Origin of the sequence: Pseudomonas sp. NPDC089743, from assembly GCF_044748785.1 — a bacterium.
Taxonomy (GTDB): Bacteria; Pseudomonadota; Gammaproteobacteria; order Pseudomonadales; family Pseudomonadaceae; genus Aquipseudomonas; species Aquipseudomonas putida_X.
Map to the genome: position 1 here is coordinate 639,553 of NZ_JBIVGS010000001.1, position 22,329 is coordinate 661,881.

The 22,329-nt window shown below is 62.9% G+C and carries 21 protein-coding genes; 13 read left to right on the top strand and 8 right to left on the bottom strand.

The annotated features are described in order from the left end of the window. Positions 1-59 precede the first annotated feature (59 nt). On the top strand, positions 60-893 hold the full coding sequence (locus ACIPZC_RS02980) for an EamA family transporter (protein ID WP_267820538.1): 834 nt from the start codon (positions 60-62) through the stop codon (positions 891-893). A 25-nt stretch (positions 894-918) separates the two neighbouring features. Beyond that, positions 919-1,305, top strand: coding sequence for an MAPEG family protein (locus ACIPZC_RS02985; RefSeq protein WP_241804049.1), 387 nt, complete (start codon positions 919-921; stop codon positions 1,303-1,305). A gap of 48 nt (positions 1,306-1,353) precedes the next feature. On the opposite strand, the gene ACIPZC_RS02990 is transcribed toward ACIPZC_RS02985, so the two are convergent. Next, entirely contained in the window at positions 1,354-2,505 is a 1,152-nt protein-coding gene (locus ACIPZC_RS02990) for a murein transglycosylase A (RefSeq protein ID WP_241804048.1), read from the bottom strand. Between the two features lie 115 nt (positions 2,506-2,620). On the opposite strand from ACIPZC_RS02990, the gene ACIPZC_RS02995 reads away from it, so the two are divergent. Beyond that, positions 2,621-3,067, top strand: a complete 447-nt coding sequence (locus tag ACIPZC_RS02995) for a cytochrome c (RefSeq protein WP_241804047.1) — start codon at positions 2,621-2,623, stop codon at positions 3,065-3,067. 56 nt (positions 3,068-3,123) lie between these two features. Here the strand turns inward: ACIPZC_RS02995 and ACIPZC_RS03000 are convergent, their stop codons facing one another. From ACIPZC_RS03000 to ACIPZC_RS03020, 5 genes are all read right to left on the bottom strand, one after another. Beyond that, positions 3,124-3,519, bottom strand: a complete 396-nt coding sequence (locus ACIPZC_RS03000) for a DUF1090 domain-containing protein (protein ID WP_400624726.1) — start codon at positions 3,517-3,519, stop codon at positions 3,124-3,126. A gap of 127 nt (positions 3,520-3,646) precedes the next feature. Beyond that, a complete protein-coding gene (locus tag ACIPZC_RS03005) occupies positions 3,647-4,042 on the bottom strand; it encodes a DUF1090 domain-containing protein (RefSeq protein WP_241804045.1) in 396 nt (131 codons plus the stop codon). A gap of 132 nt (positions 4,043-4,174) precedes the next feature. Continuing rightward, complete coding sequence (gene ligB, locus ACIPZC_RS03010) at positions 4,175-5,878, bottom strand: NAD-dependent DNA ligase LigB (RefSeq protein WP_400624728.1); 1,704 nt, start codon at positions 5,876-5,878, stop codon at positions 4,175-4,177. 166 nt (positions 5,879-6,044) lie between these two features. Then, positions 6,045-7,235: a methionine adenosyltransferase gene (gene metK / locus ACIPZC_RS03015; RefSeq protein ID WP_012312441.1), complete on the bottom strand. Its 1,191-nt coding sequence runs from the start codon at positions 7,233-7,235 to the stop codon at positions 6,045-6,047. A gap of 19 nt (positions 7,236-7,254) precedes the next feature. Next, entirely contained in the window at positions 7,255-8,247 is a 993-nt protein-coding gene (locus ACIPZC_RS03020; RefSeq protein ID WP_241804043.1) for a metalloregulator ArsR/SmtB family transcription factor, read from the bottom strand. 226 nt (positions 8,248-8,473) lie between these two features. Between ACIPZC_RS03020 and tkt the strand changes: the two genes are divergently transcribed. The 10 genes from tkt (at position 8,474) to ACIPZC_RS03070 (ending at position 18,764) form a co-directional block, all read left to right on the top strand. Further along, complete coding sequence (tkt, locus tag ACIPZC_RS03025) at positions 8,474-10,471, top strand: transketolase (RefSeq protein ID WP_267820551.1); 1,998 nt, start codon at positions 8,474-8,476, stop codon at positions 10,469-10,471. Positions 10,472-10,660: 189 nt separating this feature from the next. Next, positions 10,661-11,722, top strand: coding sequence for an erythrose-4-phosphate dehydrogenase (epd, locus tag ACIPZC_RS03030; RefSeq protein WP_241804041.1), 1,062 nt, complete (start codon positions 10,661-10,663; stop codon positions 11,720-11,722). A 12-nt stretch (positions 11,723-11,734) separates the two neighbouring features. Beyond that, positions 11,735-12,898: a phosphoglycerate kinase gene (locus ACIPZC_RS03035; protein ID WP_241804040.1), complete on the top strand. Its 1,164-nt coding sequence runs from the start codon at positions 11,735-11,737 to the stop codon at positions 12,896-12,898. 32 nt (positions 12,899-12,930) lie between these two features. Continuing rightward, the gene (locus ACIPZC_RS03040; protein WP_241804039.1) at positions 12,931-13,149 is read left to right on the top strand and encodes a hypothetical protein; all 219 of its coding nucleotides are present in this window, start codon (positions 12,931-12,933) and stop codon (positions 13,147-13,149) included. Between the two features lie 64 nt (positions 13,150-13,213). Next, the gene (locus tag ACIPZC_RS03045; protein WP_241804038.1) at positions 13,214-13,543 is read left to right on the top strand and encodes an MliC family protein; all 330 of its coding nucleotides are present in this window, start codon (positions 13,214-13,216) and stop codon (positions 13,541-13,543) included. Positions 13,544-13,644: 101 nt separating this feature from the next. After that, complete coding sequence (gene fba / locus ACIPZC_RS03050; protein ID WP_008093958.1) at positions 13,645-14,709, top strand: class II fructose-bisphosphate aldolase; 1,065 nt, start codon at positions 13,645-13,647, stop codon at positions 14,707-14,709. A 198-nt stretch (positions 14,710-14,907) separates the two neighbouring features. Then, entirely contained in the window at positions 14,908-17,028 is a 2,121-nt protein-coding gene (locus tag ACIPZC_RS03055) for a putative bifunctional diguanylate cyclase/phosphodiesterase (protein WP_400624733.1), read from the top strand. Positions 17,029-17,067: 39 nt separating this feature from the next. Next, positions 17,068-17,568 (top strand): M48 family metallopeptidase, encoded by a 501-nt coding sequence (locus tag ACIPZC_RS03060; RefSeq protein ID WP_267823861.1) that lies wholly within the window; start codon positions 17,068-17,070, stop codon positions 17,566-17,568. A gap of 12 nt (positions 17,569-17,580) precedes the next feature. Continuing rightward, positions 17,581-17,877 carry a helix-turn-helix domain-containing protein gene (locus tag ACIPZC_RS03065; protein ID WP_241804035.1) on the top strand — a complete coding sequence of 99 codons (297 nt, stop codon included), beginning with the start codon at positions 17,581-17,583 and terminating at the stop codon, positions 17,875-17,877. A 149-nt stretch (positions 17,878-18,026) separates the two neighbouring features. Next, positions 18,027-18,764, top strand: a complete 738-nt coding sequence (locus ACIPZC_RS03070) for a substrate-binding periplasmic protein (RefSeq protein ID WP_400624736.1) — start codon at positions 18,027-18,029, stop codon at positions 18,762-18,764. A gap of 22 nt (positions 18,765-18,786) precedes the next feature. Here the strand turns inward: ACIPZC_RS03070 and yccS are convergent, their stop codons facing one another. Both yccS and ACIPZC_RS03080 read right to left on the bottom strand, forming a co-directional pair. After that, positions 18,787-20,970, bottom strand: coding sequence for a YccS family putative transporter (gene yccS, locus ACIPZC_RS03075; protein ID WP_267820561.1), 2,184 nt, complete (start codon positions 20,968-20,970; stop codon positions 18,787-18,789). An 83-nt stretch (positions 20,971-21,053) separates the two neighbouring features. Further along, positions 21,054-22,235 carry an NAD(P)/FAD-dependent oxidoreductase gene (locus ACIPZC_RS03080; RefSeq protein WP_400624738.1) on the bottom strand — a complete coding sequence of 394 codons (1,182 nt, stop codon included), beginning with the start codon at positions 22,233-22,235 and terminating at the stop codon, positions 21,054-21,056. Between the last annotated feature and the right edge of the window lie 94 nt (positions 22,236-22,329).

Here is a 22,329-nt window from a genome sequence, read left to right on the forward strand (position 1 = left end):
CCACGGTCCCATCAACGCTATATATTCACAGGCTGATAACGTCACAAGGACCTGAAGGCGTGCTGGCAACTTCCCTGGTATTGATCGCGGCCTTACTGCACGCGACCTGGAACACCCTGATCAAATTCAGTGGCGAGCGCTTGCTGGTGATCGCCAGCATGGACTCGGTAGCCCTGGCCTTTGCCGTGCTCGCAGTGGCTTTCGTCGACCTGCCGCCTGCCCAGGTCTGGCCTTGGCTTATCGCTTCGGCATTGGCAGAGCAGTTGTACCGATTCCTGCTGATTCAGGCTTATCGAGTGGGCGATCTGGGGCTGGTCTATCCTCTGATGCGTGGCTTGTCACCGCTGGTGGTACTGGGGCTGACCCTGGCGTTCGCCGGCGAGTCGCTCAGCGAACGGCAGATCATCGGCATATTGCTGATCCCCTGTGGCATGGCGTGCCTGCTGTGGCAGGGAGGTGGCGGGGACCGTCTGCCCTGGTCGATGCTGCCGGTAGTGGCGCTGATCGGCCTGTGCATCGGTTGCTACACCTGGTTCGACGGGCAGGCCGTGCGGTTGTGGGGCAAGCCCTGGGACTACCTGGTATGGCTGACCCTGCTCAGCGCCTGGCCGTTTCCGCTGCTGGCCGGTGTGGCACGGCGGGGGCCGTTCGTGCTGTTCTGGCGCACCCAGTGGCGCTTGGGGTTGGCCGTGGGCTTTTGCGTGCTGTTCAGCTATGCGCTGGTCTTGTGGGCCATGCATCTGGGGTCGGTGGCCGAGGCGGCGGCCTTGCGCGAGCTGAGCGTCATCTTGGTGGTGCTGCTGGGCATGCGCTACCTGAAAGAACCTTTTGGCGGCCCGAGACTCCTAGCTTGCGGGCTGGTGCTGGCAGGCATGCTGGTGATGAAGCTCTAACCTGACGACTGAAGGAGTCCTGTCCATGACCGTTGCCCTGTGGTGCATCCTGATCGCATTGTTCCTACCACCGCTCTGCGCCTTGATCGCCAAGGTCAGCAGTGGCCGCTTCGGCTTGAAGGACAATCACGACCCGCGCGCCTTCCTCGACACATTGTCGGGCCTGCCACGGCGTGCCCATGCCGCGCAGCAGAACAGCTATGAAGCGTTCCCGGCGTTTGCTGCGGCGGTGCTGGTGGCCGATATCGTCGGCAATGCCGAGCAGGTGACGCAGGACGTGCTTGGGGTCTTGTATATCACCAGCCGGCTGCTCTACATCATCTGCTATCTGGCCGACTGGGCGGCATTGCGCTCGCTGGTCTGGTTCACCGGGGTGGCGCTGATCGTGTCGTTCTTCGTTGTCTCAGCCTGAAGCCGGCGGCACTGCTCGCGGCTAAACCGCGAGCAGTGCAGCCATCGGTCAAAGGACTTTAGGCACGTCAGGCAGCGGCTTGCCTTTTGGCCAGAGCATCCATATCTGCCCCTGCTGCTTCATGTTCCCTGCCAGTTCGCCGGCCTCAGGCCCGGTGCCCCAGAATAGATCGGCACGGACTTCGCCTGTAATCGCGCCACCCGTATCCTGAGCGCCCACCGGCCGCACCACCGGTGTGCCGTCCGGGCGCGTGGTGGACAGCCAAAGCAGGCTGCCCAGTGGAATGACCTTGCGATCGATGGCCACGCTGTAGCCCGCGGTAAGGGGTACGTTCAATGAGCCGCGCGGGCCTTCGTTGCTGGCGGGGCGGGTGCTGAAGAACACATAACTGGGGTTGCTCGCCAGCAATTCAGGCACCCGCTGCGGATTGGCCTCAGCCCAGGCATGGATGGCGCCCATGCTCACGTCTTCCTTCTTCAATTGGCCTTGCTCGATCAGCCAGCGACCGATCGGCCGGTACGGGTGCCCGTTCTGGTCGGCGTAGCCCAGGCGCAATTGACTGCCATCTTCCAGCTGTACCCGGCCTGAACCCTGGATCTGCAGAAACTGCAGGTCCATCGGGTCGGTCAGCCATGCCAGTACCGGTGCCTTGACGCCGTCCCGGTAGATCACTTCAGCGGTGTCATAGGGCTTGAGCACGCGGCCATCGAGGCGACCTCGCAGGCGCTTGCCCTTCAGTTCCGGGTAAACGCTGGCCAGGTCGACCACGATCATGTCATCCGGGATGCCGTACACCGGTACCTGAGCCGCGTCGGTGCGCGTCAGGCTGCCGGGGTAGACCGGTTCGTAGTAACCGGTGATCAAGCCATTGGCATTATTCTCGGCCGAGCGCAGGCCATAGACCTGCAATTGCGCCTGCAGGAACGCGCGCACTTGGGTCGCCTCCAGGGCAATGGGCTGTGCTGCTTCGCACGTGGCGGCCCATACCGGGTCCCGCTTGAGTTTTTCACAACCAGTGCGCCAGGCGTTGAAACCTGCGAGCAGGTCGCTGTCGCTGACGCTGGGCAGGTCATCCCAGGCCGCAGGGGTGTAGGTGGCGACGGCGTGGGGTTCAGGCTTGGCGGTTTCGCCGCCGTTGCAGCCGGCCAGCAAGGCCAGGGCCGGCAGCGCCCAGGCGAGATGGCGCAGAGCAGATTTCATGGTTGCATCCTTGGAGGGCAGCAGGTGGTTGCTGCCCATAGTGTTCGTAAGGGTATTGGTCTTTGCACGGCAGGCGAGGATACTGTTGGCCCTTTCCGCTGCCAATGTGACCGTGATGTTCAAATGTTTCACCGCCATCCTGCTGGTCAGCCTGTCCCTGGTAGCCTGCGACCGTGTCGATCCTAACTCACCCCTGGGGCAGCGCAAGGCGATCTTCAAGCAGATGCTCAAGACCAGCGAGGACATGGGGGGCATGCTGCGCGGGCGGTTGCCGTTCGATGGCGAGAAATTTTCAGCGGGTGCGGTGAAGCTCGATAGCCTGGCCCATGCGCCATGGCAGCATTTTCCGCAGGTGAAGGATGCTGGCGACAGCAGTGCGCGGCCCGAGGTCTGGGAGCGCCAGGCGCGCTTTCATGACTTGGCGCAAGCGTTGGAAGGGGTGACGGGCGAGTTGCTGGCGGTAACACGCAAGCAGCCGCTGGATGCGGCGATGCTCAAGGCACCTATGGACAAGGTCGAGGCAGCCTGCAAGGCGTGCCATACAGAGTTCCGTAATCATTGATGCGCCAGCCGGTGGTCTGCAGGCTGCTGGCTGGCGCACGGCACTGAAGCCTCGGATCACTTGGCCAATTCGGCTTTGGCGTCTTCGAGTTCTGCTTTGGATTCGGCCAGTTTCTGTTCACGCTTGGCGATTTTGCTGGAATCGCCTTTCGCCTGTGCCTGCTTCAGGTCTGCTTCGCGCTCCTGAACTTCTGCTTCGGCTTTGCGCACTTTCTGTTCACGCTCTTCTTTCAAGCCTGCATCGGTGCAGTGCTCGGTGTTCTCCTGCAGGGCCTTTTCCAGGCCGCGAATCTCACCCGAGTTATTGTGCGCCCGGGCATATTGCAGCTGGTTTTCGATAGCGCTGCGCTTGGCGGCGCATCCGGTCAGGCCAGGCGTCGGCTGTGCTGCTTGGGCGGCGGCTGCGCTCAAGCCCAGAACAGCCAGCATGACTACGGTAGAAACGACTTTCATGGGAGCCTCCTTGTAGGGGCATATGGCAGTAAGCGCTGCAATGGTGCCCATTCCCCAATACCTAGTGAACCCTTCGGTGGGTAACTTCAGAAAAGTCCTACAAGCCAAGTTGACTGGAAACTGGCTGTCAACGCTCCAGATCGTCGACGGCCTCTTGCAACTCCTTTTTCGCCTCGGCAAGTTTGTCTTTGCGCTTGTTGATGCGCTCCGGGTCGCCCTTTTTCATGGCCTTGTCCAGGTCCTTGGTGCGCTGGTTGACCTCGTGCCGGGCCTCGAGCACTTTCTGCTCGCGCTCTTTACGCAAGCCGGCCTCGGTGCAGTTCGCGTCAACTTCGCTCAGGGCTTTTTCCAGGCCGGCTTGCTGCTCGCTGTTGTTGTCAGCCTTGGCCTGCTCGATCTGTTCGCTGATTGCCTTACGCTTGGCGGCGCAGCCGGTCAGGCCTGTTTGTTCTTCGGTGGGCTGCGCGGCGTGAGCCGACAGAGCGAACGTTACCAGCAGGAAAAGGGTAGAAATACGCTTCATCAAAAAGCCTCCTGAACGGGGCGGGGCAGCAAAAAGTGGGGAAATCCTGCCTTGGTTTTGCCGATTTTTAAACCCTTGGTGGTTTTTTCAGGCTGGGATTGGGGAACATTACCCGTACGCTTTGCCCATGAACTATTGCGAACCAAGGTCCGCTGCCCCGTCAAAACCATCGATCCCACGTGCCCCCAGTACAGCGGCTATCCGTTGTACCTGTTCGTGATTGAAAAAGTTCGCGAGCTGATTGGCCCGTGTTGCGCCAATGCCCGGCAGGGCTTGCCAATCGCGGGCAGACCGGCTGGCCAGCGTTTGCCAGTTCTCGTCCTGTGGCACCTGGCCTGGCGCCGGTACGCCCAACCCTTTGCGCCACTGCGCGAAAGGCCTGTCGCGAGCGCTGTCGAAACTGCGTTGCAGCTGCGCGGCGGTTTTCCCGCTGATGCCTGGCACCGATAGCAGTTGCTGGGCATCGAGCGTCAACCAGTCCGTCAGCGATGTCACCAGCCCTGCCTGCACCAGCCGCGTCCAGGTGCCCTTGCCGGTGCCTGGCATGGCCAGCCCCTGCTTGCCAGTGAGCCAGACGAGGCGGGCGATGAACTGCTCGTGGCAGCCATCGCTGGCTTGCCAGCAACTGTGTGGGCCGTACTGCTGCGCTTCAGGTACAGGCAATGCCTGGCGCTCGACGGCGCGGTGGACCACTTGCTCGAAGCGTGGAATGGTCAGGCCGGCGAGGCTGATCGCAACCTGATCGCCTGGGCGAATGTCGAGTGCCTGCCAGCGAGCAAGGGACCCAAGGCTGACCTGGCTGATCCGGCGATCATCCAATGTGACCGGTTTGAGCCTGAGCAACGGCGTGACTTTGCCCGTGCGGCCGATCAGAAAGCGCACCTCTCGTACCTCTGCCAGCGCTTGGGCGAAGGGGTATTTCCAGGCGGCGATCCAATAGGGGGCGTTGGCCTGCCAGCGGTCGGCCGGGGGGCGGGAGTCCTGTCGCAGAATCACGCCGTCGGTGGCGAAGGGCAGCGGTGAGCGATACCAGTGCAGGCGCCAGTGGCTAGCTTCCTCGGGGGTGGCGATAGCGGTGCTGAAATGCTGACTGTCGGTGAACCCCCAGGCCGCAAGCTGTGTGAGGCGCTCGCCCTGGTTATCCGGCCCGTGCGGCCAGTCCCAGACGAACAGGCCGACGCTCGCACCCCGTTCAGGGCCAAGCTGCTTGCGCGCCAGCATCCCGGCCACGGTCCCACGCGCGTTGCTGCTGCCTGCTTGAGCTTGCACGTGCGCTTGCAGACGCAGGTACAACTCGCCTTGCAGTACGACGTCCCGTGGCTCAGGCAATTGCCCAGTGATATTGCCCAGGTCCTTGATGTGGCGGCTCCAGTCATGCCCTTGCAGGCCATCACCACGGCTGAGCAGCTGTACCAGCCGGCCTTGGCGGTAGACCAGTGTAACCGCCACGCCATCGACCTTCGGCTGCACCCACACGCCCTTCTTGCCGGCCATCCAGCGTGCAACGGCAGCCTCGTCGGGGAGCTTTTCGACGCCGGTGTGGGCCACGGGGTGGGCAATGGGGCCGCGTGCGCTGGCCAGCGGGCTTGGGCCTGTGGATGGCTGGCCAAAGCACTGTTGCAGGTGCAGCAGGTGGTGCCGGGCCTGGTCGTAGAGCTCATCGGCCACCAGCGCTTTACCCTGGCGGTGGTAATGGTCGTCCCAGTTGGCCAGGGTTGCGCGAAGTTGTGCCATTTCGGTTCTGGCTTGCTGGGCACTCCAGTCCGGACAGTGGCCGGCTTGAGCGGTGGACGTGTACAGCAGCAACAGGGCTGCGAGGCGCGGGAACAGTGACATGGCCAGCATCCTTGCGTGGCGGAGTGGAGTGTTCAGGCTAGGCAAGCGGGGCGCGGGTCGGCGGGTTCAGTTGTCAGGTGATGTGTCGCGGGGGGCGATGTCCTGGGGTACAAAAAAGCCCCTGCCGATCACTCGGCAAGGGCTTCGATTCACCGCGGCAGGCTGATTACAGGCCGGCAGCGTCACGCAGCGACTGGGCGCGGTCGGTGCGTTCCCAGGTGAAGGTGGTGAAGGTGTCGTCGCCGACAGTCTTCTGCTGCGGGGTACGGCCGAAGTGGCCGTAGGCAGCGGTTTCCTGGTACATCGGATGCAGCAGGTCGAGCATCTTGGTGATGGCATACGGGCGCAGGTCGAAGCACTCACGCACCAGCTGGATGATCTTGTCGTCCGAGACCTTGCCGGTACCGAAGGTGTTGATCGAGATGGAGGTCGGCTGGGCTACGCCGATGGCGTAGGACACCTGGATCTCGCAACGTTCGGCCAGGCCGGCGGCGACGATGTTCTTGGCCACGTAACGGCCGGCGTAGGCAGCAGAACGGTCGACCTTGGACGGGTCCTTGCCGGAGAACGCGCCACCACCGTGGCGGGCCATGCCGCCATAGGAGTCAACGATGATCTTGCGGCCGGTCAGGCCACAGTCACCTACCGGGCCACCGATGATGAAGTTACCGGTCGGGTTGATGTGGTACTGGGTGTCCTTGTGCAGCAGTTCGGCAGGCAGGGTGTGCTTGACGATCAGCTCCATCACGGCTTCCTGCAGGTCTTTTTGCGAGACCTCAGGGTTGTGCTGGGTCGACAGCACCACCGCATCGATGCCCACTACCTTACCGTTTTCATAGCGGCAGGTGACCTGGGACTTGGCGTCCGGGCGCAGCCAAGGCAGCAGCCCGGATTTGCGCGCTTCGGCCTGGCGCTCGACCAGGCGGTGCGAGAAGCAGATCGGGGCCGGCATCAGCACGTCGGTTTCGTTGCTGGCGTAGCCGAACATCAGGCCCTGGTCACCGGCGCCCTGGTCTTCCGGCTTGGAGCGGTCCACGCCCTGGGCGATGTCCACCGACTGTTTGCCGATGATGTTCATCACGGCGCAGGTAGCGCCGTCGAAGCCGACGTCGGAGCTGTTGTAGCCGATGTCGATGATGACTTTGCGCACCAGCTCTTCCAGGTCGACCCAGGCCGACGTGGTGACTTCGCCGGCGATGATGGCGACACCGGTCTTGACCAGGGTTTCACACGCCACGCGGGCGTATTTGTCCTGGGTGATGATGGCATCCAGGACCGCATCCGAAATCTGGTCGGCGATCTTGTCCGGATGCCCTTCGGACACGGACTCGGAGGTGAAAAGGGAGTATTCGCTCATCTCGACGGGTTCCTAAAATTTACCGATGGTGTGTGTCGCCAGCCGTCCGCTGAAAATGGCGGACCTGTATCTGGAAACCGTTACGCAAGCCCACATAGAGGCTGTCCCCCGGGGCCAGCCCGGCAGCGTTGGCCCAACGGGCCAGGTCGTCCTGTTCAAAACCAAGCCAGAGATCGCCGCAGGCTTCCCGCGCCCAACCCTGATCATGGCTGCACAGTTCGGTGACCAGCAGGCTGCCGCCTGCCTTCACCCGTTTGGCCAAAAGGCGCAGGGCCAGGGCCGGGTCGCTGAAATGGTGCAGGACCATGTTCAGCACAACGCAGTCGGCTTCCACATCCGTTGCACCCAGTGCATCGGCCAACTGCAGGTTTACATTATCCAGACGTTCGCGTTCGCAGACCTGGCGCGCCAGCTCGAGCATGGTCGGGCTGTTGTCCATGGCTGTGACGCAGGCAAAGCGCCGGGCCAGGTCGGGCAGGAAGCCGCCGTCGCCGGGGCCGACTTCCAGCGCGCTGGCCGTCGGCTGGAAATTCAGTGTGTCGAGCAGCGCCAGCAGGCTTTCGCGGTACTGCGGCAGGCCGGCGATCAGGTCCTGCTGGGCGCGGAACTTTTCTTCCACGCGCAGGAAAAAGTCCTGGCTGGTGGCGGCGCGGCGTTGCTGCACCTGGGCGATGCGCGCCTGCACGTCCAGCGGCAGTGTCAGGTCGTCGACCTCTTCGAGCAGCGCGGTATGCAGGCGGCCGCCCAGCCGTTGGCTGTCGGGCAGGGCCCTGCGGTAGAAAATCGCATTGCCTTCGCGGCGTGTAGCCACCAGCTCGGCCTGGGCCAGAACCTTGAGGTGGTGGCTCATGCCCGACTGCCCGATGTCGAAGATCTGTGCCAGCTCCAGGACGCCGAACGAATCGCTGGCCAGGGCGCGCAGGACATTCAGGCGCAGTTCGTCGCCACTGGCTTTGCACAGGGCTGCCAATGTGTCGCTTCGCTGAGGGATCGGTCGCGTACGCAGGTTCATGACGCGGCAGTCTAGACAGGCATCGTTGCCCTAGCAAGGCCAATATCAAAAAGTTTTGATATTGGCGATGAGCTGCAGGAAATAGAGCCCCGCGCGCTCGGGTCCGCTTTCTCTCGCTGATTAAAGCGTGCCGCTGGCCGCTTAAATGTTTGCCCCCAGCCCCCCAGTGGGGGAAAATGGCCGCCTTTTTCGTTACACCACCTATTCAAGCCCCAGGAGATAAGCGATGCCCAGCCGTCGTGAACGTGCCAACGCCATTCGTGCCCTCAGCATGGATGCCGTGCAAAAGGCCAACAGCGGCCACCCAGGTGCCCCCATGGGCATGGCGGATATCGCCGAAGTGCTTTGGCGCGACTATCTGAAGCACAACCCGAGCAACCCGAGCTTCGCCGACCGTGACCGCTTCGTGCTGTCCAACGGCCACGGCTCGATGCTGATCTATTCGTTGCTGCACCTGACCGGCTACGACGTCACCATTGACGACCTCAAGTCGTTCCGTCAGCTGCATAGCCGTACCCCGGGCCACCCCGAGTTCGGCTACACCCCGGGTGTGGAAACCACCACCGGCCCGCTGGGTCAGGGTTTGGCCAATGCCGTGGGCTTTGCCTTGGCTGAGAAAGTGCTGGGTGCCCAGTTCAACCGTGAAGGCCACAACATCGTCGACCACAACACCTACGTGTTCCTCGGCGACGGCTGCATGATGGAAGGCATCTCCCACGAAGTCGCCTCGCTGGCCGGCACCCTGGGCCTGAACAAGCTGGTCGCCTTCTATGACGACAACGGCATCTCCATCGACGGTGAAGTGGAAGGCTGGTTCACCGACGACACGCCCAAGCGCTTCGAGGCCTACAACTGGCTGGTGATCCGCAACGTCAACGGCCACGACGCCGACGAGATCCGCACGGCCATCGAGACTGCGCGCAAGAGCGACCGTCCGACCCTGATCTGCTGCAAGACCATCATCGGTTTCGGCTCGCCCAACAAGCAGGGCAAGGAAGACTGCCACGGTGCTCCGCTGGGCAACGACGAAATCGCCCTGGCCCGCAAGGAACTGAACTGGAACCACGCGCCGTTCGAAGTTCCTGCCGACATCTACGCCGAATGGGACGCCAAAGAAGCAGGCGCCAAGGCTGAAGCCGAGTGGAACAAGCGTTTCGATGCCTATGCCGCCGCCTTCCCGGAGCTGGCCAGCGAACTCAAGCGCCGTCTGAGCGGTGACCTGCCGGCCGACTTCTCCGAAAAGGCCGCTGCCTACATCGCTGAAGTCGCTGCCAAGGGCGAGACCATCGCCAGCCGCAAGGCCAGCCAGAACACCCTGAACGCCTTCGGCCCACTGCTGCCGGAATTCCTTGGCGGCTCGGCCGACCTCGCCGGCTCCAACCTGACCCTGTGGAAGGGGTGCAAGGGTGTGGACGCCAACGACGCCAGCGGCAACTACGTGTTCTACGGCGTGCGCGAATTCGGCATGACCGCGATCATGAACGGCGTCGCCCTGCACGGCGGCCTGGTGCCTTACGGCGCGACGTTCCTGATGTTCATGGAATACGCCCGCAACGCTGTGCGCATGTCCGCCCTGATGAAACAGCGCGTCATCCATGTGTACACCCACGACTCCATCGGCCTTGGCGAAGACGGCCCGACCCACCAACCGATCGAGCAACTGACCAGCCTGCGCAGCACGCCGAACCTGGACACCTGGCGCCCGGCCGACGCAGTCGAGTCGGCTGTGTCCTGGAAGCACGCCCTGGAGCGCAAGGACGGCCCTTCGGCGCTGATCTTCTCGCGCCAGAACCTGCAGCATCAGGCGCGCGACGCCCAGCAGATCGCCGATATCGCCCGCGGCGGTTACGTGCTCAAGGACTGCGCCGGCGAGCCTGAGCTGATCCTGATCGCCACCGGCTCGGAAGTGGGCCTGGCTGTTCAGGCGTTCGACAAGCTGAGCGAGCAGGGCCGCAAGGTGCGTGTCGTGTCGATGCCGAGCACCAGCGTGTTCGACGCCCAGGATGCGGCCTACAAGCAGTCGGTACTGCCGCTGGAAGTGGGTGCACGTATCGCCATCGAAGCGGCTCACGCCGACTTCTGGTACAAGTACGTCGGCCTCGAAGGCCGTGTCATCGGCATGACCACTTACGGCGAGTCGGCTCCGGCCAGCGCACTGTTCGAAGAATTCGGCTTCACCCTGGAAAATATCCTGGGCACTGCCGAAGAGCTGCTGGAAGACTGATGTAACCACGGAGGGCGGTGACGCCCTCCAGGTCGTGTAGGGGAGGGCCTTGCCCTCCATCGCGATGCAAGGCCGCTTCTACAGTTACCGCGCAGACTCGATGCTGGCGAGGTCACTGCAGAAGCGGCCTTGTGCCGCGATGGGCCGCAACGCCGCCCCAACAGCCACCCTGCGTTAGCGAGCCCACCCATGCCTCACCCGCGTCCCTTCAAAGTTGCACTCAACGGTTACGGCCGCATCGGCCGCTGTGTCCTGCGCGCACTGTTTGAGCGTGGGGCAAAGGCTGGCTTCGACATCGTTGCGTTGAACGACCTGGCCGACCAGGCCAGCGTGGAATACCTGACACGCTTCGACTCCACTCACGGCCGATTCCCCGGCGATGTGAAGGTCGACGGCGACTGTCTGCATATCAATGGCGACTGCGTGAAGGTCCTGCGCAGCGCCACCCCCGAGGGCGTCGACTGGGCCGCCCTGGACATCGACCTGGTGCTGGAGTGTTCCGGCGCCTATCACACTCGTGCCGATGGTCAGCGTTTTCTCGATGCCGGTGCGCCGCGGGTGCTGTTTTCGCAGCCCATGGCCAGCGAGGCCGATGTGGATGCAACGGTGGTCTACGGCATCAACCAGGCTTGCCTGACCGGCGCCGAGCGGCTTGTGTCCAACGCCTCCTGTACCACCAACTGTGGCGTGCCGCTGCTGCGGGTGCTGGACCAGGCGTTCGGCATCGAGTACGTGCAGATCACCACCATTCACTCGGCGATGAACGACCAGCCGGTGATCGACGCCTACCATCATGAGGATCTGCGCCGCACGCGCTCGGCTTTCCAGTCGGTGATCCCGGTGTCCACCGGTCTGGCGCGTGGTATCGAGCGCTTGCTGCCGGAACTTGCCGGGCGAATACAGGCCAAAGCGGTACGCGTGCCGACCGTCAACGTGTCGTGCCTTGACATCACCCTGCAGACCGGCCGTGACACCACTGCCGCTGAAGTCAATCGGGTGCTGCGCGAGGCGGCGCTGGATGGCCCGCTCAAAGGCTTGCTGGCTTACACCGAATTGCCCCACGCCAGCTGTGATTTCAACCATGACCCGCATTCGGCGATCGTCGATGCCAGCCAGACACGCGTCTCGGGCCCCCGCCTGGTGAACCTGCTGGCCTGGTTCGACAACGAATGGGGTTTTGCCAACCGTATGCTCGACGTTGCCGAACATTATCTGCACGTCGTCCACCCAACCCGCACCAAACAGCCCTGAAGGACTGCATTCATGACCGTGTTGAAGATGACCGACCTCGACCTGCAAGGTAAACGCGTACTGATCCGCGAAGACCTCAACGTGCCTGTGAAGGACGGTGTGGTAACCAGCGACGCGCGTATCCTGGCTGCGCTGCCGACCATCAAGCTGGCCTTGGAGAAGGGCGCGGCGGTGATGGTCTGTTCGCACCTGGGCCGCCCTACCGAAGGTGAGTTCTCGGCCGAAAACAGCCTCAAGCCGGTTGCCGACTACCTGAGCAAGGCCCTGGGCCGCGACGTTGCGCTGGTCGCCGACTACCTCGATGGCATCGAGGTCAAGGCTGGTGACCTGGTGCTGTTCGAGAACGTTCGCTTCAACAAGGGTGAGAAGAAGAACGCCGACGAACTGGCGCAGAAGTACGCGGCCCTGTGCGACGTTTTCGTCATGGACGCCTTCGGTACCGCTCACCGTGCCGAAGGCTCCACCCATGGCGTGGCCAAGTTCGCCAAGGTCGCTGCGGCAGGCCCGCTGCTGGCCGCCGAGCTGGACGCCCTGGGCAAGGCCCTGAAGGCACCGGCCAAACCCATGGCCGCCATCGTTGCCGGCTCCAAGGTGTCCACCAAACTGGACGTTCTGAACAGCCTGAGCTCGGTTTGCGACCAGTTGATCGTGGGTGGCGGCATCGCCAACACCTTCCTGGCCGCCGCCGGCCACCCGGTGGGCAAGTCGCTGTATGAGCCTGACCTGGTGGACACCGCCAAGGCCATCGCCGCCAAGGTCAGCGTACCGCTGCCAGTCGACGTGGTGGTGGCCAAGGCGTTTGCCGAGAGCGCCGAGGCCACCGTCAAGGCCATCGCTGACGTGGCTGCTGACGACATGATCCTGGACATCGGGCCACAGACTGCGGCCAACTTCGCCGAACTGCTGAAATCGTCGAAAACCATCCTGTGGAACGGCCCGGTCGGTGTGTTCGAGTTCGACCAGTTCGGCAACGGCACCCAGGTACTGGCCAAGGCCATCGCCGAAAGCGCCGCATTCTCCATCGCCGGTGGTGGCGATACCCTGGCGGCCATCGACAAATATGGCGTCAGCGCCGAGATCTCCTACATTTCTACCGGTGGCGGTGCATTCCTCGAATTCGTCGAAGGCAAGGTACTGCCGGCGGTGGCGATTCTGGAAGAGCGGGCAAAAGCCTGACAATGGCGGCGCCTGGCAAAGGGAGCGACCTGATGGTCAAGCAATTGCCTGTGATCTTGCTGGCGGGTTTGCTGAGCGCATGCTCCAGCAGCCCGCCCTCGGACAACGATCCGGCGCAGCCGCCCAAAGGCGGGTGCTACCAGTCTGAGTGGCAGGCCGAGACCGTGCCGGTAATCAGCAAGCGCGTGGGCCCGGAAGGCCTGGAAAAGTATGACGAAGACCACCAGCGCAAGGCGCCTGGCTGCCCATGAACCGATGCGCTTCGTCGGTGCAGGCAACCAAGTGGCCGCTGTGTGGTCATCTAGAGGATATGCAATGAAAGCGCTGATGGCCTTGATGGCCCTGGCGACACTGGCAGGATGCTCGCTGCTGCAGCCGGCGCAACCCGCCCCGGCAGCTACCTGGACCCGCTGGGTCTGTGACAGCCAGAACGAAGTGCTATGGCGCTTCGCTGATGCACAACAGGATTCGGTCGACGTGCGCCTTGGCGGCGGCGACCAGGTCTACCGGCTCAAGGCCGAGCCGAGTGCCTCGGGTGCGATGTACAGCGATGGTGTGCTGGCCTTCCATACCAAGGGCGAGGAAGGCCTGGTGTACTGGGTGGCAACCAACGATCTGATTGGGCGGGGCTGCAAGGCACCGTGACTGGCCGGGCCGCACGGGTGGCCCACACTACTTGAACAGCAACCGCCCCTGCGGCAGGCTTGCACGAAACAAAACGACGCTTGTCGGGAGAGAGATACACAATGGCACTCATTAGCATGCGCCAGATGCTGGACCACGCCGCCGAGTTCGGTTACGGCGTTCCAGCTTTCAACGTCAACAACCTCGAGCAGATGCGCGCCATCATGGAAGCGGCCGACAAGACCGACTCCCCAGTGATCGTCCAGGCTTCTGCCGGTGCCCGCAAATACGCTGGCGCGCCATTCCTGCGTCACCTGATCCTGGCCGCCATCGAAGAATTCCCGCACATCCCTGTGTGCATGCACCAGGACCACGGCACCAGCCCTGACGTGTGCCAGCGTTCGATCCAGCTGGGCTTCAGCTCGGTCATGATGGACGGCTCGCTGGGTGAAGACGGCAAGACCCCGACCGACTACGAGTACAACGTCCGTGTCACGCAGCAGACTGTCGCCATGGCGCACGCCTGCGGCGTTTCGGTCGAAGGCGAGCTGGGCTGCCTGGGTTCGCTGGAAACCGGCATGGCCGGTGAAGAAGACGGCATCGGCGCCGAAGGTGTGCTGGACCACAGCCAAATGCTCACCGACCCGGAAGAAGCCGCGGATTTCGTCAAGAAAACCCAGGTGGATGCCCTGGCCATCGCCATCGGCACCAGCCACGGCGCCTACAAGTTCACCAAGCCGCCGACCGGTGACGTGCTGGCGATCGACCGCATCAAGGAAATCCACAAGCGCATCCCCAACACCCACTTGGTGATGCACGGTTCTTCCTCGGTACCGCAGGAGTGGCTGGCGATCATCAACCAGTACGGCGGCGACATCAAAGAAACCTACGGCGTACCGGTCGAAGAAATCGTTGAAGGCATCAAGCACGGCGTGCGCAAGGTCAACATCGATACCGACCTGCGTCTGGCTTCCACCGGTGCCATGCGCCGCCTGATGGCGCAGAACCCAAGCGAGTTCGACCCGCGCAAGTTCTTCGGCGAAACCGTCAAAGCCATGCGCGATGTCTGTATCGCTCGTTACGAAGCCTTCGGCACCGCCGGCAATGCCTCGAAGATCAAGCCGATCTCCCTGGAAGGCATGTTCCAGCGTTACCTGAAAGGTGAGTTGGCCGCCAAGGTCAACTGATCACAGGCCGCCACGAAAAAACCCGCAGAAATGCGGGTTTTTTTATGGGCCAATGGCCAGCAAACAACCGTTAGTCGACTACCCTTACATTTAGTCATTGATAGCGTTCTGATTGCATTGCGCGTTACGCACTCGCGTCTAGAGTGATTAATCGGATCCAAATTGCACGTCGAAGTCGGTCATAAAAGAGAAAGCAGCATGGATGGCGCTTACCCTCAACCACCGGATGGCAGCTCGGTTCTCCTGGTGGTGGACGATTACCCTGAGAACCTCATAAGCATGCGCGCCTTGCTGGCCCGCACAGATTGGCAGGTGCTGACCGCAGGTTCAGGGATGGAAGCCTTGAGCGCCTTGCTGGAGCACGAAGTCGACCTTGTGCTGCTCGACGTGCAGATGCCGGAAATGGACGGTTTCGAGGTTGCCCGGCTGATGCGTGGCAGCCACCGGACCAAGCTGACTCCGATCATTTTCCTCACCGCCAACGAGCAGTCCGATGCCGCCGTGCTCAAGGGCTATGCCAGCGGTGCGGTGGACTACCTGTTCAAGCCGTTCGACCCGCAGATCCTCAAGCCCAAGGTGCAGGCGCAGCTGGACCAGCAGCGCAACCGGCGCATGCTGCAACGCTTGACGCGCGAACTGGAGGCAGCCAGGGCGTTCAATGCGTCCATCCTGGAAAACGCCGCCGAAGGTATTCTGGTGGTCGACGCTCACGGCAGCATCAGCTTTGCCAACCCGGCGATCTCGCGCTTGCTCGATGCCCCGGTCGAGCAATTGCAGGGCGCGCAGTTGCTTGGCTTGCTGCAACTGCCCAATGCCACCTTATGGAGCGAATCGGATTTCCATCACGCCTACCAGTCGCGGCAGATTTTCCGTATACACGATGCTCACCTGCGCACGTCAGGCGGCCACCTGGTGCCGGTAGCCTTGTCCTGCGCGCCGCTGCCGGCTGATCAGCAGGCGATGGTGGTGACGGTGCTGGACATGTCGGTAGTGCGTAATTTGCACCAGCAGCTCGAATACCAGGCGGTCACCGACCCGCTCACCGGCCTGCTCAACCGCCGAGGGTTCTATCAGGCAGCTGAAAGTGTGCTGCTGCGCAACGAACGCTCGGACAAGACGCAGGCTTTGATGTACATGGACCTGGATGGCTTCAAACGGATCAATGATTCGCTCGGCCACGATGCCGGGGACCGGGTACTGGGTTGGGTTGCCGAGCAGCTCAAGGACTGCCTGGGCAGTGAGGCGCTGCTGGCACGCATGGGCGGAGACGAGTTCACTGCGCTGTTCGATGGCCTGCCGTATCCGGAACAAGCCGGCCGCTTTGCCGAGCAACTGCTTGAGCGTGTGTCCGTTCAGCGGCAGGTGGCCGGCCTGGATGTATCCCTGGGTGTCAGCATCGGCATTGCCACCTACCCGGACTGCGGTGCCACGGTCGAAGGCCTGTTGCGTGCTGCCGATGCGGCGATGTATGCGGCCAAGCAAGCTGGGCGCGGGCAGTACCGTTTCTACGAGCAGGAGCTCAATGGCCGGGCGCGTTCACGGTTGATGCTCGAGGACAGCGTGCGCGACGCGGTCGAGTCGCAAGGTTTCAACATGGTGTACCAACCCCAGGTCGCTTTCGCCGACGGGCATCTGCGTGGTTTCGAAGCCCTGCTGCGCTGGCAGCACCCCAGTGCTGGCGATGTACCGCCGGGCTTGTTCATCCCCTTGCTGGAGGAGGCGCGACTGATAACGCGCCTGGCCAGCTGGATCTACCGCCAGGGCGCGGCGCAGCGCCAGGCCTGGTGTGAGCGTTTTGCGCCGGACCTGGTGCTGGGTATCAGCCTGAGCCGCGCCCAGTTCGCCATGCCTGGGCTGGTCGATGAGTTGCAGCGGGTGATAGAGGATTACCAGCTCAACCCGGCGCAGCTGGAAGTGGAAGTCGCCGAGACCTCACTGATGTACAACATCGACGCGGCGATCAAGCAGATCCACCGCCTGCGCGAGCTGGGCGTGCGCGTGGCGCTGGACGACTTTGGTGCTGGCGACTGCTCGCTGCGCATGCTGCGCGACCTGCCTATCGACACCTTGAAGCTGGACCGTCACCTGGTGGCGCGCCTGCCCGATTCGGCGGCGGATGCCGCCCTGGTGCGCAGCGTCATCGGCCTGTGCGCCGATTACAACGTCACTGTCATCGCCGAGGGGGTGGAAACAGCGGCCCAGGCCACTTGGCTCAAGGCAAACGGTTGCGCCTACGTGCAGGGCTTTCTTGTCGCCCGCCCGATGACCGCCGCCGATGCCAGCGGCTTCCCGGCAATTTTTCCCTGGCCGGCGCCCTGATTGGCTAGAATCGGCATTCGTTACGCCGAATGCCATGCCATGACCGTCTTACGCTATTTGCAAGCTTACCCGCCGCACCTGCAGGAGCAGGTGCAGCTGATGATCGACAGCGACCGCCTGGGTGACTACCTGCAGCGCCGCTATCCCGGTCGCCATGACGTGCAGAGCGACAAGGCGCTGTACGGCTACGCCCAGGCATTGCGCCAGCAGTACCTGCGCAGTGCGCCCAGCCTGGACAAGGTATTGTTCGACAACCGTCTGGACCTCACCCACCGTGCGCTCGGGCTCAATACTGCGGTATCGCGGGTGCAGGGGGGCAAGCTCAAGGCGAAGAAGGAAATCCGCATCGCCTCGCTGTTCAAGGAGGCCGCGCCGCAGTTCCTGCGCATGATCGTGGTACACGAGCTGGCGCACCTGCGCGAGCGTGACCACAGCAAAGCCTTCTATCAGCTTTGTCAGCATATGGAGCCGGACTACCACCAACTGGAATTCGACCTGCGCGTCTACCTGACCTATCGGGAGCTGCCGGGTAACCTGTAAGGATCACGCAGCATGGATGTGAGCAAGACCAAGAGCAGTTTCTATCGCCGCCTGTACGTGGCCTGGCTGATCGACAGCCAGACCGCTACCAGCGTGCCCGCCTTGATGGAAGCCACCGGCATGCCGCGCCGCACCGCGCAGGACACCATCGCTGCGCTGGCCGACCTGGACATTGTCTGCGAGTTCGAGCAGCAGGACGGGGCGCGCAACCACGCCGGGCATTATCGGATCCGTGACTGGGGAGCGATCGACAAGCAGTGGATCATCCGCCACCTACGCCAGATCAGAGAAGTGCTCGGCTACCCGTAAGTCCGTGGGCCTGTATGCCTCGGCCAAAATAGAGGCTAATTGACACTATTGGCCGCTGCCCTGCACGGCGGCTTTGTGTAGTCTCTCTACCAGCGTGATCGAAGACCGCCATCAACAGCCTGTGCCCCCTACTGCAAAAGGACTTGAGCATGCGGCCACTGTTTTGCGTTCTGGGAGTGTTGGCCGTAATGCTGGCGGCGCCAGCCCTGGGCCAGGCCAAGCTGCGGCTGGTGGCCGATACCTGGCCGCCGTTCACCGATGCCGGTATGCCCGGTGGTGGCCTTGCCACCAGCATCGTCACCACGGCGCTGGCGCGTGCAGGTTACCCCAGCGAGTACGAGGAAGTACCGTGGGCGCGGGCGCTGCTCGGGGTGAGCGAAGGCCGCTACGACGTACTGATCAATGCCTGGTACAACGATTCGCGCACCCGCATCGGCCAGTTTTCCAAGGCCTACCTGACCAACCGCATCCGTCTGCTCAAGCGCAAGGGCGACAGCTTCCGTTACAGCCGCCTGGCCGATCTGTACCCCTACAGCATTGCCGTGGTGCGTGATTATGCCTACTCACCGGCATTCGATAGCGACATCCGCTTGCACAAGGTGCCGGTACGCAACTTTTCCTCCGCCGTGCGCATGCTGGCTGCTGGGCGGGTAAAACTGGCGGTGGAAGATGAGTTCGTGGCGCGCTACAACCTGCAGCGCGAACCCGAGTCGGTGCGCAATGTGGTGGTGTTGGTCGAACCCGCGCTGGGCGAGAACACCCTGCATATCCTGGTCAGCCTCAAGCACCCGGAGCATCGGCAGATCGTCGAGCGATTCGAGCGCAGCATCGAAGCGATGAAGGCAGACGGCAGCTATGCACGGCTTCTGCGCCAGCATGGCTTTTGATCTGCGGCGCAGGCAAGAACGATCAGGCCGGTGAGCTCTCTTTGATCAAGTGCGCTGCCAAGGTGCGCAACGGCCCCAACTGCCGGCAGATCAGCGCCAATTGGGTTTGCACCAATCGTTGATGTTCATCCAGTTCTTCGGGCATCTGCTCCAGCGTATTGGCCAAGGCTTCCTCTGCATCGCTGTGGATCGCCACGGGTAACCGCGCTGCCAGGCCGTTGGCGATTTCGTCGAGGCTGGCGGCCAATGCCTGCCCCGCGCCCTCGATCAGCTGCTCATGGACTTCTGCCGGCAGCGCCGTATCACGGTGCGCCCCCAGCCCTGAGAGGTAGCTGAGCAAGGTGTGCGACAGCACCAGGAAGCGGAAGCCCACATCGGCCTCCTTACGGAAGTGCCCCGGCTCCATGAGCATGTTGGCCAGGGTGGTGGACAGCGCTGCGTCGGCGTTGTGTGCGTTGCGCCGGGCCAGGCGGTAGGCCAGGTCATCGCGCTTGCCGTGGGCATACTGCTGCATGATTTGACGCAGGTACACACTGGCGCAGGCCAGGGTGTTGGCCAGCGCCTTGTTCAGGCGCCGGCCTTGCCAGTCGGGGAGGAACAGGAACACTGCGACGATGGCGATCAGGCTACCGACCAAGGTATCGAACAGCCGTGGCAGGAACAGGCCGTAGCCATCGCCGATCTGGTTGAAGCAGAACAGGATCATCAGCGTGATCGCCGCCGTGGCCAGGGTGTAACGGGTGGTCCGGTTGACGAAGAACACCACCCCGGCCACCACTGCGAACGCCGATTGGATCAGCTGATTCGGGAACAGGTCGAACAGCGCCCAGCCAACGGTCAGGCCGATGGCTGTGCCGAAGATCCGCTGCACGAGCTTGCGCCGGGTCGCGCCATAGTTGGGCTGGCAGACGAACAGGGTGGTGAGGATGATCCAGTAGCCTTGGGTCGGGTGGATCAAGTGCACCATGCCGTAGCCCACCGACAGCGCCAACGACAGGCGCAGGGCATGGCGGAACAGCAGTGAGGTCGGTGTGAGCTGGGTGCGCAATCGCTTCCACACATCCTTGAGGTTGCGTGGCGAACGGTCGAGCAGGCTGCTGTCGCTGGCGTCGGCCAGGCTGTCCGGGTTGCTGGCGGCGCCAAGCAGGCGGTCCAGCGTGGCCAGGTTTGCCGCCAGGGCGCGTAGTGAGCGCAACAGCCCGCGCCAGGCGGGGTTGTTCTGGTTGCGCAGGTGCTCCAGCGAGGCGTTGAGGTCATCGAGGGCCTCGGCGAAGCCGGTGGCCAGAACGAACGGCTGGCGCAGCCGGATCGAGCGTGCCAGTTCCTGGCAGGACGCCCCTTGTTTGCGCAGCAGGCGCTGGCAGCGGAACATCACATCGCTGTGGAAGAACGCCTCGGTCAGGGCGTTGTAAGGGTAGTGCGAGGCGCTCACCCGTTCGTGGATGTCCTGGGCCAGGAAGTACAGCTTCAAGTAGCGGCTGACCTTGGAGTTGGGTTGGCTGTTGCCGACCCGGTGCAGAATGATTTCCTTGGCGGCGTTCAGCGCGGCGACCACCTTGCCGTTTTGCCGGGCCAATGCCAGGCGCTGGGCTTCGACATCGAGTGTGCGAATCGGCTCGAACAAGCTGGCCTTGAGCTTGAGGTAGGTGCCCAGTTCGAAGAACAGTTTGGCCAGGCTCTGCTGTACCGGTTGGTTGGAGAACAATGCCTGCCACAGTACCGAGAGCAGGCCATACCAGGCGGCACCGGCCACCAGCAGCATTGGTTCATGCCAGAAGTCGCTGACTTCGCCGCCGCGCTGGTCCACGCCGATCATGGTGTACACCGACAGAATCAGCGTTGCCGACGCAATCGCTCCGTAGCGTTCACCCAGTGCGCCAAGCATGGTCAGGGAGAAGGCGGCCAAGGCCATGGAGATGGCGAAGATCCAAGGGTAGGGGAACAGCAGTTCCACCGAAATTGCAGCGATGGCGAAACACACCAGGGTGACGAGCAACGCGCTGAGGCGGCCTTGCCAGCTATCGTCGGTTTCGGCCAGCGCGCTGGCGATGATGCCGAGGAACAACGGGATGAGCAGGCTCATCTCGTTTTGGTACCAGCACCAGGCCATGCTGCCGGTGAGGGCGATGGTCACCCGGATGGCGTAGCTGAATTTGTCTTGACCCCACAGGCGACGCAATGACTGACGGAACGAACTCGATGACATGATGGCCTGCTGGCAGTGATCGAATGAATGCATTACGGCACGGACCAGCAAGAAGCGTTCCGTGCTGCTGAATGGATTCTACTCTACACGAACTGTGCTGCAGCGTTGGCTGATGCCCATGCCCATTGGAAATTGAAACCGCCCAGATGGCCGGTGACATCCAGCACCTCGCCAATGAAATAGAGGTTGGGGGATTTCAGCGATTCCATGGTTTTCGACGACACCTCGCGGGTATCGACGCCGCCCAAGGTGACTTCGGCGGTGCGATAGCCTTCGGTGCCTGCCGGTACCAGCTGCCAGGCGGCCAGTTTGTCGGCGATCTGCGCCAGCTCCGCCGGGGTGTACTGCTTCATGGGTTTTGATTCGAACCACTGTTCGGCCAGCAGGTTCGCCAGCTTGCGGGTGAACACCTCGCCCAAGACGGTCTTGAGTTCCGCGTTGGCGCGCTCGGCCTGCTGCTGTTGCAGCCAGGCCAGTGCATCACGGTCGGGCAGCAGGTTGATTTCAACGGTGTCGCCGGCCTCCCAGAACGAGGAAATCTGCAGGATCGCCGGGCCGCTGAGGCCTCGGTGGGTGAACAACAGGTTCTCGCGGAAGCGGGTGCCGTTGCAGCTGGCTGTGCAATCGAGCGAGGTGCCCGACAGTTCGGTGCACAATGCCTTGAGTTGAGGCTCGGTGATGGTGAACGGCACCAGGCCTGCGCGGGTCGGTAGCAAGGTATGGCCGAACTGGCGGGCTACCTGATAGCCGAAGCCGGTCGCGCCCAACGTTGGGATCGACAGGCCGCCGGTGGCGATCACCAGCGATTGGCAGGCGAACTGGCCGGCGCTGGTTTGCAGGAGATAGCCGTTTTCGGTCTTCTCGATCTGCTCGATGCTGGTGTTCATGCGCAGCTCGGCACCGGCTTCGTCGCATTCGGCCAGCAACATGTCGAGGATGTCGCTGGCCTTGTTGTCACAGAACAGCTGGCCGAGCTTCTTCTCGTGGTAGGGCACGCCATGCTTGGCCACCAGCTCGATGAAGTCCCATTGGGTGTAGCGGGCCAGGGCCGACTTGCAGAAATGTGCGTTCTGCGAAAGGAAGTTGGCCGGCTCGGTGTACATATTGGTGAAGTTGCAACGCCCGCCACCCGACATGAGGATCTTCTTGCCGGGCTTGTTGGCATGGTCGAGCAGCAGCACCCGGCGGCCACGGCGGGCGCTGAGCTGGGCGCACATCAGGCCGGCGGCGCCGGCGCCGAGGATGATCACGTCGGTGGTGTGCACGGTGTTACCTCATTGCTGGTTCGGGGCCGCTGCGCGGCCATTGCCGGCAAGCCAGCAGCCACGGGCATCGCACAATGCCTGAGGCCTGTGGTGG

What these genes read in the sequence shown, in the direction of transcription:
- ACIPZC_RS03045 (WP_241804038.1), top strand. Translation starts at nt 13,214, where the DNA reads ATGAAAGCGCTGATGGCCTTGATGGCCCTGGCGACACTGGCAGGATGC.
- ligB (WP_400624728.1), bottom strand. Translation starts at nt 5,878, where the DNA reads ATGTCACTGTTCCCGCGCCTCGCAGCCCTGTTGCTGCTGTACACGTCC.
- ACIPZC_RS03020 (WP_241804043.1), bottom strand. Translation starts at nt 8,247, where the DNA reads ATGAACCTGCGTACGCGACCGATCCCTCAGCGAAGCGACACATTGGCA.
- ACIPZC_RS03000 (WP_400624726.1), bottom strand. Translation starts at nt 3,519, where the DNA reads ATGAAAGTCGTTTCTACCGTAGTCATGCTGGCTGTTCTGGGCTTGAGC.
- ACIPZC_RS02985 (WP_241804049.1), top strand. Translation starts at nt 919, where the DNA reads ATGACCGTTGCCCTGTGGTGCATCCTGATCGCATTGTTCCTACCACCG.
- ACIPZC_RS03040 (WP_241804039.1), top strand. Translation starts at nt 12,931, where the DNA reads ATGGTCAAGCAATTGCCTGTGATCTTGCTGGCGGGTTTGCTGAGCGCA.
- epd (WP_241804041.1), top strand. Translation starts at nt 10,661, where the DNA reads ATGCCTCACCCGCGTCCCTTCAAAGTTGCACTCAACGGTTACGGCCGC.
- ACIPZC_RS03060 (WP_267823861.1), top strand. Translation starts at nt 17,068, where the DNA reads ATGACCGTCTTACGCTATTTGCAAGCTTACCCGCCGCACCTGCAGGAG.
- metK (WP_012312441.1), bottom strand. Translation starts at nt 7,235, where the DNA reads ATGAGCGAATACTCCCTTTTCACCTCCGAGTCCGTGTCCGAAGGGCAT.
- fba (WP_008093958.1), top strand. Translation starts at nt 13,645, where the DNA reads ATGGCACTCATTAGCATGCGCCAGATGCTGGACCACGCCGCCGAGTTC.
- ACIPZC_RS02995 (WP_241804047.1), top strand. Translation starts at nt 2,621, where the DNA reads ATGTTCAAATGTTTCACCGCCATCCTGCTGGTCAGCCTGTCCCTGGTA.
- ACIPZC_RS03070 (WP_400624736.1), top strand. Translation starts at nt 18,027, where the DNA reads ATGCGGCCACTGTTTTGCGTTCTGGGAGTGTTGGCCGTAATGCTGGCG.
- ACIPZC_RS03005 (WP_241804045.1), bottom strand. Translation starts at nt 4,042, where the DNA reads ATGAAGCGTATTTCTACCCTTTTCCTGCTGGTAACGTTCGCTCTGTCG.
- tkt (WP_267820551.1), top strand. Translation starts at nt 8,474, where the DNA reads ATGCCCAGCCGTCGTGAACGTGCCAACGCCATTCGTGCCCTCAGCATG.
- ACIPZC_RS03065 (WP_241804035.1), top strand. Translation starts at nt 17,581, where the DNA reads ATGGATGTGAGCAAGACCAAGAGCAGTTTCTATCGCCGCCTGTACGTG.
- yccS (WP_267820561.1), bottom strand. Translation starts at nt 20,970, where the DNA reads ATGTCATCGAGTTCGTTCCGTCAGTCATTGCGTCGCCTGTGGGGTCAA.
- ACIPZC_RS03035 (WP_241804040.1), top strand. Translation starts at nt 11,735, where the DNA reads ATGACCGTGTTGAAGATGACCGACCTCGACCTGCAAGGTAAACGCGTA.
- ACIPZC_RS02990 (WP_241804048.1), bottom strand. Translation starts at nt 2,505, where the DNA reads ATGAAATCTGCTCTGCGCCATCTCGCCTGGGCGCTGCCGGCCCTGGCC.
- ACIPZC_RS03055 (WP_400624733.1), top strand. Translation starts at nt 14,908, where the DNA reads ATGGATGGCGCTTACCCTCAACCACCGGATGGCAGCTCGGTTCTCCTG.